Below are 17,305 nucleotides of genomic sequence, written 5' to 3' on the forward strand. Positions count from 1 at the left end.
TGACAGCTACCTGAATGGATGTAACCTCGCTTGCGGCTGGTTCAGCAGCCTGTCAGTTTCGTAAGTTACAAAGGATCAAAGTCGCTTCGATAGAGGTCATGGAATGCGCGTGCTGTTGGTGGAAGACGACGAGATTTTGGGTGATGCCGTGAAGACGCATGTGGACCGCGAGGGCCATGCGGTGGACTGGGCATGCACACGCGACGAGGCCGAAGCCAGTCTCGAAGCTGCGGCTTATGATCTCGTTCTTCTCGATCTGCGGCTGCCGGATGGGAGCGGGCTCGACATTCTGAGGGCCATGCGCGCCCGTCGGGACGAGATGCCCGTGATCATCATGACCGCGCATGATCAGGTGTCTGACCGCATTGCCGGCTTGAATGCCGGCGCAGACGACTACCTCGTCAAACCGGTCGATCTGGGCGAATTGCAGGCCCGCATCCACGCCGTGTCGCGGCGCTACGGGACTCACAAGCTGCCTGATCTCACGATCGGTGGCACCGCAATCTTCCCTTCCGAGCGACGTATTGCCGGCGAAGACGGGCAGGAAATCCTGCTGTCCTCGCGCGAATGGGCCGTGCTCGACCGGTTGATCGCTCGCAAGCGTGCCATCGTTTCAAAGGCGCAGATCGAGGAGGCACTCTACGCCTTCGGGGCGGAAGTCGAGAGCAACACGGTCGAAGTCTATGTCAGCCGCTTGCGCCGAAAACTCGGCAAGGATGCCATCGAGACCGTGCGTGGTGTGGGTTACAGGATTTCCGCCGATGCGGTCTGAGACCCAAAGCCTGGCAGGACGTCTCGTCTTGTCCCTGTCGATTCTGCTTGCCATCTTCTGGACGATCGCAGTCGGGCTCTCCATCTATGCGATGCGTGCGGAATATGACGAGGTCTTCGACAGCGCGCTGCAGGAAGCCGCAGAACGGCTCGCGCCACTGGTTGTCGACGATTACTTCCGCCGGGATGCCCGCACGGTGCCGAACAAGATCGCAGCCTTAAACCCGGGCATAACCGACGAGTACCTGACCTATCAGGTGCGCGATGCAGCGGGGCGCGTGCTGATGCATTCGCACAATGTCGGAGCGGATCCCTATCCCGCGCCGCTTGAACCCGGCTTTTGGAGCGGTGACGACATGCGGATCTTCACCGTCGCGACCATCAGCGATACCCTCTTCATTCAGGTTGCGGATTCACTCGCGCATCGTCGCGAGGCGGCGCTCGAAAGTGCCATTACGCTGCTCCTGCCGTTCATCTTGCTTTTGCCGCTTGGCATGTTCGCGATCCGCTGGATCGTCGTGCGTGCGACACAACCGGTCAGCGCCCTGCAGGCCGCCATCAGCACACGAGACGGGAGCAATCTCGAGCCGATCACGCTGCACGGGCTCCCCACAGAAATCGCAGCGATCCCTGGCTCGGTAAACACCCTGCTCGGACGATTAAAACAGGCGATACAGGCCGAACGTGACCTTGCGGCCAATAGTGCCCATGAACTGCGCACGCCACTTGCCGGAGCGCTCGCCCAGATGGAACTCTTGTCCCGACAATTGACAGAGCCGCAGGACATATCCCGATCGGAACGTGTGCTCGAAGCGCTGCGTCGTTTGTCGCTGATGCTGGAGAAGCTGTTGCAGCTCTCGCGCGCGGAAGCGGGTATCGGATTTGCCAGTGCGCCGGTGGACCTGGTGGCCCTTGTCAAACTGCTGGTCGAGAGCATTCAGCGCTCTCGACCAACGGTGACTGTCGTTCTGGAACTATCGCCCGGTGTGACGGAGCTCATGCGACCGGTAGACCCCGATGCCTTCGCGATCGCCTTCAACAATCTCCTCGAGAACGCGGTGCATTATGGGACCGACGGCCAGCCCATAACGGTCGGCATCGCGAACGACGGTCGCATTACCGTGACCAACTCCGTTTCAATTCCTCTCGAACCTGATCTGAATGTCTACCGGACAAGGTTCAAGCGTGGCCAGGCAAGCAAACCCGGATCCGGTCTCGGCCTTGCGATCGTTGACAAACTCATCGCACAGATGAGCGGCGCGATGACCCTGCGAAGTTTACCATTGCCGACCGGCGATACGGCCTTCCAGTGTGAGCTTTCATTCCCGAAGAAAGACTAGGCGTTGATCAGGACATGATCAGGCCACCGTCGACATTGATCGTCTGGCCGGTGATGTAGGCTGCATCGGCCGAGGCCAGGAAGGCGACGAGAGCGCCGACTTCGGCAGGCGTCCCGGCGCGGCCCATGGGAATGCCTTCGACCCATTCAGCCATCAGTTCGCCCGGGCCGTAATCGCCGAGCATCTTGCCCCAGACGCGATCGTTATAGTCCCACATTTCGGTGTGGATGATGCCGGGGCAGATGGCGTTGACGGTGATGCCTTCTCTGGCGAGTTCCTTGGCAAGGCTCTGGGTCAGGCCCACCACGCCGAATTTCGATGCGGCATAGTGGGGCGTGTAGATAAAGCCCTGGCGAGCCTGGCCGGATGCCGTGTTGATCAGGCGGCCCTTGGTGCCGCTGGCGCGGAAGCGGGCCACGGCCTCCTGGCAGCAGAGGAAAACGCCTTTGGTGTTGACGTCGAGATTGAGATCCCATTCTCGTTCGCTGAGATCTTCGACCTTGGCAATGGTGATGACCCCGGCATTCTGGACGGAGATGCTTAGAGGTCCGAGGCGTCCTTCCGCTTCGGCATAGGCCGCGCGTACGGCCGCGGCGTCGGTGACATCGAGTTGCAGGCCGAGTGTTTCGGCGCCCGTGTCTTCGGCAAGCCGCAAGGCGACGTCCCTCGTATCAGGCTCGATGGCTGCAATGGCGACCTTGGCGCCCTCTTCGGCAAAGCGACGGGCAATGCCCAGCCCGATGCCCTTGTTGCCGCCGGTCACGAAGACAGTCTGTCCGGAAAAACGCTGCATGGTCTCACTCCTCCTTGATGCAGCCGATCCGACAGTCCGCCCGGAATTGAGCGTCAGGCCGTTAGACGGGCCGCCGTAAACTTGTCCGTCACGAGGACGTCGATGATGCCCATCCTGAGGGCACCGGCGATCGCCTCGGTCTTCGATTCTCCGCCGGCCAGCGCCATCACCCGGTCGGCCTTGCGCAGATCCTCAAGCGAGATGCCGATGACCCGCTCGTTGAGCGGGGTCTCGACCGGTTTGCCGTCACGGTCGTAAAAGCGGAACGAGATTTCGCCGACCGCACCCGCGTCGTGCAGCATCGCCATCTCCTGGCGCGAGAAGACGTTGCCGGAGCGCGCCAGAAGCTCCGACGGCTCGACGGCGCCGATGCCGATGATGGCGAGCGTCAGGCGGCCGAAGAGATCCATCGTGCCGCGGACCACCGGGTCAGCCAGCATCACGAGCTTTGCCTCCCGCGACGAGGTGATGCCCTGGACAAGCAGCAGTCGCGGCTCGCCGCCGGTGAGTTTCGCAAGCCTCGCGGTCAGCTGGGTGGCATGAGTCTGAACAGAGGCTTCGCCCATGCCGCCCAGGATCTGGACGATGTATTTGGCGCGGCCCGTCTTCAGCGGATGGATGTTGTCCACCATGCGCAGGATGGTCTGGCTCCAGCTGGAAACGCCGATCACCTCATCCTGTTGCAGGGTGACTTCGACGAAGTGCGCGGCGGCCTCGCCGATGCGGGCCATGATCGCGCCATCGCGATCTTCCGAACAGTCGATGACGATGGCTTCGGTCAGGCCGTATCGATCGCGCAGCGCCATTTCCAGATCGGCAAACGTGCCCGGCGGCGGAATGATCGTGGTTCTGACGATCCCTTCCATCTCCGCCCGCTTCAGCATGCGCGAGACGGTGGCCTGCGACATATGCATGATCTCGGCAATCTCCGCCTGCCGCTTGCCCTCCGCATGATACATCTGCGCGACGCGGGCGATAAGTCGAAGCTCGTTGAGACGTCCCATGAACCCCTCCGATGGGTGAATTTTTATTCACCCATAGATGAAGTCGGTGAAACGGTCGAGCGGAAGATTGCATCCTGCCAGGTCGTCAGACGCCTTCTGACATCGCTCTCTTTTGCATCGAGTGTCGCTGTCTTGCGCGGCAGGGCCTTGATCGCATCCAGACCGTTCCAGAGACCGAGTGTCAGGCCTGCGAGATAGGCGGCGCCCAGCGCGGAGGCTTCAGCGGCATCGCATTGGATCACGGGATGGTCGAGAGCATCGGCGACGCATTGCATCAGGAAGGTATTCTTGCTCGGTCCACCGTCAACGAACAACCGACCCAGCGGCGCCGGGGACTGGGCGACCATGGCCTTGAAGACGTCATGGACTTGGAAGGCGATGGAATCGGTAACGGCCCGAGCCATTTGCGCCCGTGTCGTGTTGAACGTGATCCCCGAAAACAGGGCGCGTGCATCGGCATGCCAATGCGGGGCGCCGAGACCGACAAAGGCCGGCACGAAGCCCGGCCCCTCCGGCTCCGCAGTGCTCGCAAGGTCAACCAGCGCCTGAACATCCGGTAGACCCAGAATCTCGACCATCCATGGCAACGATGCGGCCGAGACCAGGATATTGCCTTCGAAGGCATAGGTCGGGGTGCCGCCGAGCGACCAGGCGATCGTCGTGGTGATGCCGTTCTGCGGCGCGATGAAGTGCGGCAGGGTCGTCATGATCGACGAACCGGTGCCGAAGGTGACCTTTCCGTCGCCGGGTTCGAAGGCGCCATGACCGAAGAGGGCTGCATGGCTGTCCCCGATCGCCGCCGCAATCGGTATCCCGTCCGGCAGGCCGGGGACACCAAGGGTCTCCCCGAACCGCGACGCACTGTCGCGAACCTCCGGCAGATAGGCCGTGGGCACGCCAAAAAGGGCTGAAAGCTCGTCGCTCCACGCCATTTTGTTGAGATCGAGAAGCTGGCTGCGGGCCGCATTCGATGCATCGCAGGCATGCACCTTTCCGCCGGTGAAACGGTGGATCAGCCAGGAATCGATTGTACCGAGCCGGATCGATCTTCCCGCCGGCGCGCGGTCGAGGAGCCATTTCATCTTGGGGCCGGGAAACATCGGATCGATCGGAAGGCCGGTCAGGGCCTCGACCCGGGCGGAATGCCCGGCGGCCTTGAGTTCGGCACAGACAGGCGCACTGCGCCGGCACTGCCAGCTGACAACAGGGCCGAGCGGTTCACCGGTCCCGCCATCCCAGATGGTCACAGACTCACGCTGATTGGAGATCGCAATCCCGGCAATGGAGACCGGCGGCGCATTGACCAAGCAGGCGGCAATCGCTTCCAGAACCGAGGCCCAGACGCGGTCGGCATCCTGCTCCACCCAGCCGGGCTGCGGATGCGAGATACCGACGGGGGAAGACCCGCGCGCCATGATGATGCCATCGCTCGACACGAGTACGGCCTTCGAGTTGGTGGTCCCCTGGTCGATGGCAAGAATGGCGGTGATCATGTCGAGCTCCGAAAGCGGTCAGATGCCGCCGTGCTGCGTGCGGCGACATCCTGGAGAGTATTAGCCGTTAGCTGCGCCTGCGCTTGCGCGCCAGCAGTTCTTCGGCAGCGTTTGCCATGGCCTCCGGCGCCATGCCGAATTCGTCGAGCAGGAACTCCGCCGATCCGGTTGGTGCAAAGATACCGGGAACGCCGAGGATCTTCATCGGAACCGGCGCTTCTGCGACGATGACTTCGGCGATCGCGGAGCCGAGGCCACCATAGACAGAATGTTCTTCGGCCGTGAGAATGGCGCCGGTTTCGCGGGCTGCTGCCACCACGCTGTCGACATCGACCGGGCGAACCGTCGCCATGTTGAGCACGCGGGCCTCGATGCCCCGGGTAGCGAGGATCTTGGCGGCCTTCATGGCACGATGGGTGAGCGTGCCGTTTGCGATCAGGGTGATGGCATCGCCGTCGCGCAGCAGGTTGGCCTTGCCGGGTTCGAAGACGTGGCCCTGCGGCAGGAGGTCCGGCACGCCGACACGCGACAGGCGCAGGAACACGGGCCCTTCGTAGCGGGCCGCCCATTCCACGGCCGCAGCCGTCTCGATGGAATCGCAGGGCGCGATGACGGGCAAGTTGGGCAGCACCCGCATCCAGGCAAAATCCTCGATCGAGTGGTGGGTCGGTCCCAGTTCGCCATAGGCCATGCCCGAGGATATGCCGACGAGCTTCACATTGGCGTTGGAGTAGGCAATGTCGGCCTTGACCTGCTCGAGCGAGCGGCCGGTCAGGAAGCAGGAGGCACCGCAGACAAAAGGCAGGAGCCCGCCATTGGCGAGACCTGCGCCGACGCCGACCATGTTCTGTTCGGCAATCCCGACATTGACCAGCCGTTCCGGCCATTTTGCCTTGAAGCCGCCGAGCTTCGAGGAGCCGACGGAGTCGTTGCACACGGCCACGACCTTCGAGTTCTCTGCGCCAAGGCGCTCAAGGACAGAGACGAACGCATCGCGGCAGTCATGCAGTTTTTCGGTCATGGTCACGGCGTTCATCACAGCACCTCCGAGAGCTCGGCGAGAGCAATTTTGTATTGTTCGGCGTTCGGCACCTTGTGATGCCAATCGACGCGGTCCTGCATGAAGGAAATGCCGTGTCCCTTGTTGGTATGGGCAACGATGCAGTGAGGACGGTCGGACCGGTGCTGAAGCGCCGGGACAATCTCGGCCATCTCATTGCCGTTGATCTCCGTGACATCCCAACCGAAGGCCCGAAGCTTGGACGCGAAGGGTGCCATGTTGTTGGTGTCGCTCAAGGCGGCGCCCTGCTGGAACCGGTTGTGGTCGATGATCAGCGTGAGGTTGTCGAGGCCGAACTGGGCGGCCGACGAAATCGCCTCCCAGTTCGATCCCTCCTGCATTTCGCCATCGCCGGTCAGAACATAGGTGCGATAGGCGGCACCGGTCAGTTTTGCTGCCTTTGCCATACCGACAGCAACGGGAAGGCCATGCCCGAGAGGGCCGGTATTGGTTTCAACGCCCGGGACCTTGTTGCAGTTCGGATGGCCGTTGAGGCGCGAATGTGGCTTCAGGAAGGTCGAGATCTCGTCTTCCGGGATAAAACCGCGCTTGGCGAGCGTCACGTAGAGCGCCAGGGCGACATGGCCCTTTGACAGGACGAAGCGATCCCGTTCCGGGTGTTTCGGTTGATCCGGCCATATGCGCAAAACCTGAAAATACAGAGCCGTCAAAATGTCGATCGCCGACATTTCTCCGCCGACATGGCCAGCGCCCGCTTCGTAAACCGCCTGGAGATCGCGAAGGCGTATCTGCCTTGCGATGCGGTCGAGATCATTCGGCTGCATGGAAACCTCATAGTGAATAAATATGCCACACCTCATATAATTGCATGAGATGTTTCCCTGTCAAGCGGGACGGCTCAAATTAAATCTCTATCGAGGCACGATGAGGGCAGTTGACAGCCCCCGGAACGCTGCGCTACGAATTTACAGACAACAATGAATATTTATACCGGCAGTGAGATGCCGGGGTAGCATGGGAGGCATGGATGTCGATATCAGCGACAGACCAAGAGCGCGGCGCGGGAGCGAGTGCTCTGGCGGCACTGAGGGGGACGACCGGTCCGTTGATCGGGCTCATCCTGCTGTGCATCTTCCTGTCCTTTGCCACCGACAAGTTCATGTCGGCCCGGAACCTTCTCAACGTGCTCGACCAGATCACGGTGCTCGGCATCATGGCGGTGGGCATGACCATGGTCATCCTGATCGGCGGCATCGATCTGGCGGTCGGCTCCGTGCTCGCCCTGACGATGATGGTGATGGGCTATCTCGCGAACCAGGTCGGACTTCCCTTGCCGGTCGGGATCCTGCTTGCGCTTGGCGTGGCCGCTGCAACAGGGGCCATATCCGGAATATTGATCACCGCACTCGGGGTGCCAGCCTTCATCGCCACGCTGGCAATGATGTCGGTGGCGCGGGGCCTCGCAAACATGATCACCGACGGCCAGCAGATCGTCGGCTTTCCCTCCTGGTTCAGCCTGCTCGCCTATACGCGCTATGGAGGTTTCCTGACGCTGACCGTGGCCGTCATGCTGGTGGTCTTCGTGCTTGGCTGGCTGTATCTGCGCTACACGTCCGGCGGACGTTCGCTCTACGCAATCGGTGGGAACCAGGAAGTCGCCCGCCTCGCCGGGATCAATGTCAACCTCTACACGATCGGCGTCTATGTCGTGTCCGGCCTGCTTGCCGGCCTGGCTGGCGTTGTACTCGCCATGCGTCTGGATTCGGTGCAGCCCACCGCCGGCGTCTCCTACGAGCTCGACACGATCGCGGCCGTCGTCATCGGCGGAACCAGCCTCAGCGGCGGCAAGGGCGGCATTCTCGGAACCATCATCGGCGTCCTGATCATCGGCGTCTTGCGCAACGGCCTGAACCTTCTCGGGGTCTCGCCCTTCACGCAGGCTGTCGTGATCGGTGTCGTCATCGCACTCGCAGTCGCTGCCGAAGCCATCAAGAGGAAATGACGCTTCGATAGCCGATCAGTTTGGCGGTATCGCCGCCAGTTCAACGCCGGGCAAAAGCCAGGCAAACCTTCGGTCCTGCGATGGTAGCGGGGTCCCGAAACAACGGAGGAGATCTACCATGAAATTAAAGACCATGCTTCTGGCCGCCGCAGCACTGGCGACGACTGCTCTCAACCCGCTCGGCGCTTCTGCCGAAGAGGTGAAGAAGATCGGGCTCGCCGTGTCGAACCTGCAGGCCGACTACTTCAACCAGATCAAGATCGGCGTCGAGGCCTATGCCAAGGAGAAGGGCATCGAGGTCATCACCGTCGACGCCAAGAATGACAGCGCGACCCAGGTCAGCCAGGTTCAGGACCTCCTGACGCAGGACATCGACGCGTTCATCTACATTCCTGCCGGTGCGGCCGCTGCCGCGGTTCCGACCCGTCTCGCCAAGGAAGCCGGCATCCCGGTCGTCAACGTCGACCGCAATGCCGACGAAGCTCCGGGCGACACCTTCATTGCCACAGACAACGCCACGTCGGCCTACGAAGTCTGCAAGCACATCATTGGTCTTGCCGGCGGCAAGGGCAAGATGATCATGATCCATGGCCAGAAGGGCACGACGCCGGAAGTCGAGCGCACCAAAGGCTGCATGAAGGCGATCGGCGAAAATGCCGGTGTCGAACTGGTGGCTCAGCAGTGGAGCGAGCAGTGGTCGCAGGCAGAGGGCCTCAACATCGGCCAGAACCTGCTGCAGGCTCATCCGGACGTGTCGCTGATCTTCGCTCAGGCTGACGGTCTGGCTCTCGGCGCCGCACAGGCTGTCAAGGTCTCCGGCGTTTCGCAGCGCGTCTATGTCGGCGGCTTCGACGGTGACACCACGGCTCTGCCGATCCTGGCTGAAGGCGGCTTCGACGCCACCGCAACACAGCAGGTTCGCGGCATCGGGCGCCTCGCAGTCGACAGCGCCATCAAGCTTGCTGCCGGTGAGAAGCTCCCAGCCGAGCAGCTGCTTCCGGGCTTCCTGACGACGCCGGAGAACGCAGCGAAGTTCGTTGCCGAACATCCCTGATTACGACCGGAAGACAGCGCCATGACTGCCAACGACCTCCCTCCCATCCTCTCGCTCCGGCAGATCCGCAAGGTCTACGGATCGCTCGAGGTCCTGCACGGCATCGACCTCGATGTGAGAGCGGGTGAAGTCGTGGCGCTGCTGGGCGAAAACGGCGCCGGAAAATCGACCCTGTCGAGGATCATTTCCGGTGCCGTTCAGCCTACCTCAGGCCAGATGACCTGGTGCGGCGAGCCTTACGCGCCGGCGACGCCGCGCGCAGCCATGGATGCCGGCCTCGGCATGATCCACCAGGAGCTGAAGCTTCTGCCGCAATTGTCGATCGCCGAGAACGTCTTCGTCGGCCGCTACCTGACCAAGGGCGGACGCATCGACCGGCAAGCCATGGAAGAACGCGCCCATGCCGGGCTTCAGCGGCTCGGACTTGATGTTTCGCCCCGGCGCCTTGTGGAGGGCTTGTCGACAGCCAAGCAGCAGTTGATCGAGATCGCCAAGGCGATGACGCTGAATGCCAAGCTGCTGATCCTGGACGAACCTACCGCTGCCCTGGGTGGCGAGGAAACGCAGCTCCTGTTTCGGCAGATCGAGCGGCTGAAGGCCGACGGTGTCGGTATCATCTATATTTCCCATCGCCTCGAGGAGATCCGGCAGATCGCGGATCGTATCGTCGTCATGCGTGACGGCTCGAAGGTCCAGGAATTCGATCGCGGCGATGTGCCGATCCGGACCATCGTCGAGGCCATGGTCGGTCGGTCGCTGGACCGCATGTTCCCGGCGGTCCCCGCCCCACAGAATCAAGTGATGCTCGAAGTGCGCGGCCTTTCCTCGCCGTCGGGCACTTTCCGTGACATCGACTTTTCCGTTAAACGTGGCGAGGTCTTCGGCATAGCCGGTCTTGTCGGCGCCGGTCGGACCGAACTCGTGCGCGCCATCACCGGCGCAGACCCGATTGCCAGCGGCAAGGTCATCCTTAATGGCAAGGACATCACCCCGCGCACCCCGCGTGATGCGATCGACAACGGCGTAGTGCTCGTACCGGAGGACCGCAAGCTGCAGGGACTGGTTCTCGACCATTCCATCACCGAAAACATCGGCTACGCGAATTTCGATGCCGTCTCCAGCAACGGCTGGATGACGTCGAAGCGGCTGAGCAGTTTTGCCAACACCTACATCCAGAAATTTGGTGTCAAAGGGCGTGGCGAGCAGAATGCCGGCGAACTTTCGGGCGGCAACCAGCAGAAGGTCGTGCTGGCCAAATGGCTCGCGCGGAACCCCAAGGTTGTCGTGCTCGACGAGCCGACGCGGGGCATCGACGTCGGAGCACGATCATCGATCTACGACACGATCATGGATCTCGCGCGCCAGGGTATTGCCGTCATCGTGGTCAGCTCGGATCTGGAAGAGGTTCTCGGCGTCTCCAACCGGATCATGGTAATGGCTCAGGGAAAACAAGCGGGCATCCTCGATCGCGCGGATGCCAACGACGTGTCGGTCATGGAACTGGCCACGATCTGAATTGCAGGAGAACTACCCATGTCGGACATGACTTTGAACGCCCCGAAACTCTTCGATCTCTCAGGGAATGTCGCGCTGGTGACGGGCGCCGGTAGCGGCATCGGTCAACGGATTGCGATCGGCCTTGCACAATGCGGTGCCGATGTCGCGCTGCTCGACCGCCGCACCGATGACGGGCTGGCGACGACCGCACGATACGTTACGGCCGCAGGCCGCCGCAGCATCGAAATCGCTGCGGACGTGACGCAATCAGCCGCTCTGAACGAGGCTGTCTCGCGCACGGAAGCCGAACTCGGACCGCTGACGCTTGCCGTCAATGCGGCCGGCATCGCCAATGCCAATCCGGCGGAGGAGATGGAGGAAAGCCAGTTCCAGACGATGATGGACATCAACCTCAAGGGTGTCTTTCTCTCCTGCCAGGCGGAAGCCCGCGCCATGCTGAAGAACGGTCGAGGCTCGATCGTCAACATCGCTTCGATGTCGGGCGTGATCGTCAATCGCGGTCTCAACCAGTGCCACTACAACGCTTCCAAGGCTGGCGTCATTCACATGTCAAAGTCGATGGCGATGGAATGGGTCGGGCGCGGCATCCGCGTCAACACGATCAGCCCCGGCTATACCGCAACCCCGATGAACACGCGCCCCGAGATGGTTCATCAGACCAAGCTCTTCGAGGAGCAGACCCCAATGCAACGGATGGCAACCGTGGACGAGATGGTCGGACCGGCGGTCTTTCTGCTCTCGAACGCCGCAAGCTTCGTTACCGGCGTCGATCTCCTCGTCGATGGCGGCTTCTGCTGCTGGTGATCGGCACAAAAGACAAAGGCCTCCCAAGCCTGCACGGTGCGCTCTGCACCGTGCTTTTTTTGTTTCGCGACGTTCACATACGGGGTTGCGACATTTGCCCGGAAATTGCTTCGTTTTCTTAGTTTTCGCTTGAAAAACCGGTATCTCCTCCCCTACCTTAATAGGGTTCTCAGGGCGGGGTGAAATTCCCCACCGGCGGTATCCGGCTTGGCCGGGAGCCCGCGAGCGCTTTCATCTCGGTGAAAGGCAGCAGATCCGGTGCGATGCCGGAGCCGACGGTTAGAGTCCGGATGAAAGAGAGCATCGGCTATAGCGGCTCCCTGCCGAGGGAGGCGTGTGTGCTGTGTTCGCCCAAGGGATGGAATGGCGACCGTGAGGTCGTGTTTTGACCGCTCACGCGGTAACCCTTGAAAGGCACTGGAATGACACTTTCGAAAATTGAAGACGCATTAAAGACCCTCGCGCGTGGAGGGATGGTCGTCGTCGTCGACGACGAGGACCGCGAGAATGAAGGCGATATCATCGTCGCATCAGACCATGTGACGCCGGAAACGATTGCCTTCATGATGAAGCATGCCCGTGGGCTGGTCTGCATTGCCATGGAAGGCGAGCGGCTGGATGCACTCGACATCCCGCTGATGGTCCCGAACAACACAGAATACCTCAAGACGGCCTTCACGGTGTCTGTGGACTATATCCACGGGACCACCACCGGGATTTCGGCGGCAGACAGAGCCGCGACCGTGCGGGCACTGATGGATGAGGCAAGCAAACCTGCGGACTTCGCGCGGCCGGGACATATCTTTCCCCTGCGTGCCCATCCGGAAGGTGTGCTGGGCCGTCCGGGGCATACGGAGGCCGCCGTCGATCTTGCGCGGCTGATTGGTGCCAGACCGTCCGGCGTCATCTGCGAGGTCGCCAACGACGACGGGACAATGGCGCGGCTCCCTGATCTCATCGAATTCTGCAAGCTGCATGGTCTGCCGCTGATCTCGATCGAGGACCTCATCCGCTATCGGGCTGGCAGCCATGATGCATCCAAGGCTGCTGTTGCAGCCTGACAGGGGCCGCTGCATTCCCCGCAAGAGACAGGTTGCCGCCTCCGAGAGCCTGCATCGTGCAGGTTCAACGAGGGTGGCGACCTGTCGCTGCCTTAAAATGACAGGGCGGATGGAGGGGGCCCCTCACCCTCTAAGTCAATGTTGAAGCTCACATTGCGCGCGTTTTACGGTGAGAGACCATGTGAGGTCCGACCGCTTCACATGGCAATATCGCTAGCGACGTGGCGCTCCCCGTTGACCATGCACGCGCCACCAAGCTCTCAAGCATAGTCTGCCAGCATGCCTGCAATCGGCAGGCGCACACGCAGCTTCATGGCGAGCAAAGCGAGGCCAGTGATCTTGCGCTGCAAAAACATCTTGTCGGGAGACGGCAGGGGCCACAACGCACGGTCGGCAGAGATCGGGATGGCGCGCTGTCGGATCTCGACAAGCGGACCACGATCGCTGAAGTCGGTCAGCCCTCCGGGCGCCCTGAAGACATGGTCGAGGACGATACGGGTCATCTCGTCCAGCGTTTGGCCATAACGCGCAGTCTGGGCGCGGGACATGTACTGCATGTCAATCAAGGCATCACCGACCTCTTTCACGCTCCCGGCAAGCGTCGCCCTGAGAAGAGTCCGATAGTCCGAGGCGCTCGCCTCGGACACGGCCCGGACGGCACCAAAATCGAGAAGCGCGATACGACCGTCCGACGGTCTCCAGAGGTAATTGGCGAAGTTGGGATCCGTCTGCATATGGCCGAAGACGAATAGTTCTCTCAGAGCGAGTTCGCACATCGCCGTCATTGCGGCATTCCGTTTTGCTTCCGATGCCTGCAGCAGCGCATCAAGGGGCGCGCCTTCGATGAAATCCATCGGCAAGACGGTGGGCCGGAGCAGATCTTCGATCGGGGCCGGCACTATGAAGCGATCATCGTCAGCAAGCAGCTTGCCGAAACGGCGCATTTCCTCGGCTTCGCGCAGATAGTCCGCCTCTTCGCGGAGCTGGCGCTTGGCTTCCTCCAGATGTGGCGCGATGTTGAGGCCCGAGGGAAGAAGGCCAGAGAGACGAAGGAAGGTCGCCACGTTGTCGATGTCAGCGTCGATGCTTCGGGCAATGCCCGGGTACTGGACCTTGACCGCGACCTTGCGCCCGGATGACAGGATGCCGCGGTGAACCTGACCGATCGACGCTGCGGCGATCGGCGTCATCTCGAAGTGACTGAAATGGCGACGCCAGTCCGCACCCCAGGCATTGGCGAGAGCGGCCGACAGCTGGCTTGTCGGCATGAAATGGGCGGTGGCACGAAGTTGCGAGAAAATCTCCTGAAGCTCGGGCGGGAGAAACTCGCCCGGTTCCAGCGAGATCATCTGGCCAAGTTTCATGGCCGCCCCACGCATGCGCGACAATTGATCGGAGGCTCTCAGAGCATTGGAGGGTGTCAGCAGGAGGTCGCGCAGGTGGGGCCGCTCGCCCTTGGCAAGGCGGCTCAGGCCTTCGGCTACCATACCGGAAGCAACGCCGCCGGCGATCTGACCAAGCGCAGCCAGCCGGCTCAAGCGACCTTGTGGGACAGGTCCATAGCGATCCCGATCGCTCATGTTGATACCTTCAAAGCGTTCGAGCACATCTCAGGGCCTCGCGCTTCGAACGAGAGCGGGTATCTTTTCCTTCAGGGCGAAAAAGCCCTTTCGGCAATGCGGCCAGCCATTCCGGTCCCAGTCACGCATGCTCTCCGCGAAGATCAAACCTGACCTGGCGAACTCAGAGCGGTAAGGCTGAAGAGCGGTGGCGACGGGGCCTGCCGGCAGGAAGGCCGTCGCGATCTGTGTACAACCTGCTGCTTTCGCGGCGGCAGCAAGGTCGCTCGGAGCCGGGGCGCGGTCAATGACTGCCGCGTGCCAGGTTTGGGTCAGGCGCGCGACAGCATCGTCCAGGGCGATGCGATCCCATTCGTTGCGACCTTCCATAAACGCGATCGCCTTGACCGGAAGAGCGCGCATCACTGCCATGGTTTCGACCGACAAATCCTCCGTGGTCACCAACAACATCGTCGCCAGATCAGGATCCGGAGCGCTGATCGTGCGAATGGATGTCGGAGATGGAAGCCGAAGCGTATCTGCGGGAATTCTGGCCTGGCGGGCGAGGCCTGAGGGGACGTAGCGGCCATCGGTCATCGCACGGATGCGCTCGGGATCAGCGAGGTAGGCTTTGCCTGCGGTATGCAGTCCCGCCACCCATCGCCAGGACAGGGTGTTCGATGCCGGATCCGCGTCCATGAGGCGATCAAACATGTAGGCGGCTCCGAGTTCCCATGGCAGACCCAGCGTGAAGATCCAGATCGAGGCGAATTGCATTCTGGCCCAGTTGTGGAGGTAACCTGTCTCTTGCAGTTCCACAGCCCAGGCGTCGAAGCAATCGATCCCGGTGTTTGCATTGGTCGCCGCAGCATGTCGCGCCTTTTGTCCCGGCGAGGCTTCCAACCCTGAAAGCGCGTCCTTGACTGCAACAAGGTATTGCTCCCAGACCGTTGGCCGCTGTTCGAGCCAACCTTTCCAGTAGGTGCGCCAGAAAACCTCACTGACATATTTTTCTGCCGATCCGAGATCATGCCGGTTCAGGACCGCTGAAACGACCTCCTGTTCAGTGATTAGCCGCCGGCGCAACGCAGCGGAAAGCCGGGACACATGCTGATGCTGCCCCTGTCCCTTGTCCTTGTTGCGCAAACGCGCGTAGGCCCCTGCGGCGGCTGGCAGGAATGAATCGAGACGTTCGAATGCGTTAGCGCGGGTCAGCGGAAATGCGGGGGATGCCATTGTTACTCCGGCCTATCAATCGGGTGCACTGACTGCTCGTCTTGCTTTGCCGATATTACGCATGCGAACCAGAGCTGGACCTGCGGCCTAACCTCCCTGTCGATCCGCTGCGGCAACTCGTCCTTTCTGCTGCCGGCCATCTGACGCTCGACTGCGACCATCGCAGATCATGATGATCACCGGGATAGAGATGGCATCAACCACCCGCACCGAAAGGGCCGTTTTGCGCCATCTCGGGATACTGCACCGTCTCATCATCGTTGGTGTCGACCGAGGCGGACGATGGTGCAGAAAGGCGTATGCCCTCACCGCCTGCAGCACTCGAGGCGCGGGGATCAATGAAGGATATTCCAGCGTCTTCGAGAGCGGATTTGACGGAGGCTACCGCTCCGTCGTCGTTGTCAGCTTCGTCATAGCGCACCTCGATGCGCCTCAGCTCCATCAGCGAAAGACCTGTTGCCTCGGCGAGTTCCGCTTCCGTCATGCCCAGCAGCGCGCGTGCTGCCGCAATCTGTCTTCCTGTTGTCACGGCATTTCCTTTCAGACTGAATTGCGTGGCAAAGCGGAGAGCGATGCACAAAGCTAAGTAGAAACGAGAGCCAGAGGATCAAGCATTTTGCGATTTGAACTGTGGCAAGCCTTGAGAGTGAAAGCGGGTTGCGGCTGTGCAATCGCCGGATCGCGACCATTTCTCCAAAACAGGTGCGCAAAAGCGGCGATCGATAAATCCACGCTATGAAATTCAGAAGAATCTTAAGGAACGCGTGCTGAATTAGGTCTCCAAAGGAGACTGCCTCATGCGCCATATCGCTTCTGCCGTCCTGTGCCTGTTCCTGACCTGCCTTGCCGGTGCTGCTTCGGCTGCCGGAGACGTCTGGGTGGCCACAAAGGCGACGACACAGGTGGCCTATACGCTCGACAAAACCACCTGGATACCGGTCAAGCGGGGAATGTCTGTGCCGAACACGGCTTGGATCTCGACAGGCCCACGCGGACGCGTGCAACTGGTGCGCGGTGTTGAAAGCATTGCCTTTCAGCCGAACACCCTCGCGGCGATCATTACGCGAGGCCGTGACAACAACCGCAAGACCGAGGTGGTTCAGCAGATCGGCGAAATCAGTCTTGAGATCGAGAAGCGCCAGAGGCCGCATACCACGGTGCAGACGCCTTTCCTGGCGGCCGTGGTCAAGGGGACGCAATTCACCGTCAAGGTAAGCAAGAGCAATGCTGCGGTCGCGGTCGAACGTGGCTTGGTTCAGGTCACGAGTTTCAGCAGCGGTGAACGCAGCGATCTCGGAGCCGGCCAGGGAGCTCAGGTGGATTCTTCGGGCATGACGGTCGCAGGACTGGGACAGGATCCAGCAGTCACCCGCGTCGCGCCCTCACGTGCTCTAGTACCAGCCGTCGGTGAAGCCATCAGCAGGACAGCCGAGACCGATGATCGCAGAGACAGGCAGCAAGGAGTTCAGGCGAACGACAATTCAGCCACAGAAGCCAATCGTGGCAACGGCAATGGTGGTGGAAACGGCAATGGCGGCGGGAACGGCAACGGTGGCGGGAACGGCAACGGTGGCGGGAACGGAAACGGTGGCGGGAACGGCAACGGTGGCGGGAACGGCAACGGTGGCGGGATCGGCCACGGTGGCGGG

Annotated in this window: 16 protein-coding genes and 1 riboswitch; of the genes, 8 read left to right on the plus strand and 8 right to left on the minus strand. The window is 61.5% G+C overall.

Annotated elements, in window-relative coordinates:
- The first annotated feature begins 103 nt into the window (after window positions 1–103).
- Together H6M51_RS20320 and H6M51_RS20325 are read left to right on the plus strand one after the other, a co-directional pair.
- Entirely contained in the window at window positions 104–772 is a 669-nt protein-coding gene (locus tag H6M51_RS20320) for a response regulator transcription factor (protein WP_185811620.1), read from the plus strand.
- Window positions 762–2,111, plus strand: coding sequence for an ATP-binding protein (locus H6M51_RS20325; protein WP_185811621.1), 1,350 nt, complete (start codon window positions 762–764; stop codon window positions 2,109–2,111). The genes H6M51_RS20320 and H6M51_RS20325 overlap by 11 nt, the downstream gene beginning before the upstream one ends.
- 7 nt (window positions 2,112–2,118) lie before the next feature.
- Here H6M51_RS20325 and H6M51_RS20330 read toward each other — a convergent pair whose 3' ends face one another.
- From H6M51_RS20330 to H6M51_RS20350, 5 genes are all read right to left on the minus strand, one after another.
- Window positions 2,119–2,904, minus strand: a complete 786-nt coding sequence (locus H6M51_RS20330) for an SDR family oxidoreductase (protein WP_185811622.1) — start codon at window positions 2,902–2,904, stop codon at window positions 2,119–2,121.
- Between the two features lie 53 nt (window positions 2,905–2,957).
- Window positions 2,958–3,908 (minus strand): sugar-binding transcriptional regulator, encoded by a 951-nt coding sequence (locus tag H6M51_RS20335; RefSeq protein ID WP_185811623.1) that lies wholly within the window; start codon window positions 3,906–3,908, stop codon window positions 2,958–2,960.
- Window positions 3,909–3,931: 23 nt separating this feature from the next.
- Window positions 3,932–5,398 (minus strand): FGGY-family carbohydrate kinase, encoded by a 1,467-nt coding sequence (locus H6M51_RS20340; protein WP_185811644.1) that lies wholly within the window; start codon window positions 5,396–5,398, stop codon window positions 3,932–3,934.
- Between the two features lie 70 nt (window positions 5,399–5,468).
- Window positions 5,469–6,437: a transketolase family protein gene (locus tag H6M51_RS20345; RefSeq protein ID WP_185811624.1), complete on the minus strand. Its 969-nt coding sequence runs from the start codon at window positions 6,435–6,437 to the stop codon at window positions 5,469–5,471.
- Window positions 6,437–7,246 (minus strand): transketolase, encoded by an 810-nt coding sequence (locus H6M51_RS20350; protein WP_185811625.1) that lies wholly within the window; start codon window positions 7,244–7,246, stop codon window positions 6,437–6,439. The genes H6M51_RS20345 and H6M51_RS20350 overlap by 1 nt, the downstream gene beginning before the upstream one ends.
- A gap of 203 nt (window positions 7,247–7,449) precedes the next feature.
- Here H6M51_RS20350 and H6M51_RS20355 point away from each other — a divergent pair, with 203 nt between their 5' ends.
- From H6M51_RS20355 to ribB, 5 genes are all read left to right on the plus strand, one after another.
- Entirely contained in the window at window positions 7,450–8,424 is a 975-nt protein-coding gene (locus H6M51_RS20355; RefSeq protein ID WP_185811626.1) for an ABC transporter permease, read from the plus strand.
- Window positions 8,425–8,542: 118 nt separating this feature from the next.
- On the plus strand, window positions 8,543–9,478 hold the full coding sequence (locus H6M51_RS20360; RefSeq protein WP_185811627.1) for a substrate-binding domain-containing protein: 936 nt from the start codon (window positions 8,543–8,545) through the stop codon (window positions 9,476–9,478).
- Window positions 9,479–9,499: 21 nt separating this feature from the next.
- Window positions 9,500–10,993: a sugar ABC transporter ATP-binding protein gene (locus H6M51_RS20365; protein WP_185811628.1), complete on the plus strand. Its 1,494-nt coding sequence runs from the start codon at window positions 9,500–9,502 to the stop codon at window positions 10,991–10,993.
- Window positions 10,994–11,011: 18 nt separating this feature from the next.
- The gene (locus tag H6M51_RS20370) at window positions 11,012–11,800 is read left to right on the plus strand and encodes an SDR family oxidoreductase (protein WP_185811629.1); all 789 of its coding nucleotides are present in this window, start codon (window positions 11,012–11,014) and stop codon (window positions 11,798–11,800) included.
- A gap of 161 nt (window positions 11,801–11,961) precedes the next feature.
- Window positions 11,962–12,106, plus strand: a riboswitch (FMN riboswitch).
- Between the two features lie 116 nt (window positions 12,107–12,222).
- Window positions 12,223–12,861: a 3,4-dihydroxy-2-butanone-4-phosphate synthase gene (ribB, locus tag H6M51_RS20375; protein WP_185811630.1), complete on the plus strand. Its 639-nt coding sequence runs from the start codon at window positions 12,223–12,225 to the stop codon at window positions 12,859–12,861.
- Window positions 12,862–13,121: 260 nt separating this feature from the next.
- Here ribB and H6M51_RS20380 read toward each other — a convergent pair whose 3' ends face one another.
- The 3 genes from H6M51_RS20380 to H6M51_RS20390 form a co-directional block, all read right to left on the minus strand.
- Window positions 13,122–14,441 carry an AarF/ABC1/UbiB kinase family protein gene (locus H6M51_RS20380; RefSeq protein WP_185811631.1) on the minus strand — a complete coding sequence of 440 codons (1,320 nt, stop codon included), beginning with the start codon at window positions 14,439–14,441 and terminating at the stop codon, window positions 13,122–13,124.
- Window positions 14,442–14,471: 30 nt separating this feature from the next.
- On the minus strand, window positions 14,472–15,656 hold the full coding sequence (locus H6M51_RS20385; protein WP_185811632.1) for an FAD-binding domain-containing protein: 1,185 nt from the start codon (window positions 15,654–15,656) through the stop codon (window positions 14,472–14,474).
- Between the two features lie 196 nt (window positions 15,657–15,852).
- Entirely contained in the window at window positions 15,853–16,185 is a 333-nt protein-coding gene (locus tag H6M51_RS20390) for a helix-turn-helix transcriptional regulator (protein ID WP_185811633.1), read from the minus strand.
- 268 nt (window positions 16,186–16,453) lie between these two features.
- On the opposite strand from H6M51_RS20390, the gene H6M51_RS20395 reads away from it, so the two are divergent.
- The coding region (locus tag H6M51_RS20395) for a FecR domain-containing protein (RefSeq protein ID WP_185811634.1) at window positions 16,454–17,305 on the plus strand (852 nt) is incomplete at its 3' end.

Origin of the sequence: Rhizobium sp. AQ_MP (assembly GCF_014237835.1) — a bacterium.
Lineage (GTDB): Bacteria > Pseudomonadota > Alphaproteobacteria > Rhizobiales > Rhizobiaceae > Allorhizobium.

Coding starts and splice junctions, on each gene's coding strand:
- H6M51_RS20320 (WP_185811620.1), top strand. CDS start 104: ATGCGCGTGCTGTTGGTGGAAGACGACGAGATTTTGGGTGATGCCGTG.
- H6M51_RS20325 (WP_185811621.1), top strand. CDS start 762: ATGCGGTCTGAGACCCAAAGCCTGGCAGGACGTCTCGTCTTGTCCCTG.
- H6M51_RS20330 (WP_185811622.1), bottom strand. CDS start 2,904: ATGCAGCGTTTTTCCGGACAGACTGTCTTCGTGACCGGCGGCAACAAG.
- H6M51_RS20335 (WP_185811623.1), bottom strand. CDS start 3,908: ATGGGACGTCTCAACGAGCTTCGACTTATCGCCCGCGTCGCGCAGATG.
- H6M51_RS20345 (WP_185811624.1), bottom strand. CDS start 6,437: ATGAACGCCGTGACCATGACCGAAAAACTGCATGACTGCCGCGATGCG.
- H6M51_RS20350 (WP_185811625.1), bottom strand. CDS start 7,246: ATGCAGCCGAATGATCTCGACCGCATCGCAAGGCAGATACGCCTTCGC.
- H6M51_RS20355 (WP_185811626.1), top strand. CDS start 7,450: ATGTCGATATCAGCGACAGACCAAGAGCGCGGCGCGGGAGCGAGTGCT.
- H6M51_RS20360 (WP_185811627.1), top strand. CDS start 8,543: ATGAAATTAAAGACCATGCTTCTGGCCGCCGCAGCACTGGCGACGACT.
- H6M51_RS20365 (WP_185811628.1), top strand. CDS start 9,500: ATGACTGCCAACGACCTCCCTCCCATCCTCTCGCTCCGGCAGATCCGC.
- H6M51_RS20370 (WP_185811629.1), top strand. CDS start 11,012: ATGTCGGACATGACTTTGAACGCCCCGAAACTCTTCGATCTCTCAGGG.
- ribB (WP_185811630.1), top strand. CDS start 12,223: ATGACACTTTCGAAAATTGAAGACGCATTAAAGACCCTCGCGCGTGGA.
- H6M51_RS20380 (WP_185811631.1), bottom strand. CDS start 14,441: ATGAGCGATCGGGATCGCTATGGACCTGTCCCACAAGGTCGCTTGAGC.
- H6M51_RS20385 (WP_185811632.1), bottom strand. CDS start 15,656: ATGGCATCCCCCGCATTTCCGCTGACCCGCGCTAACGCATTCGAACGT.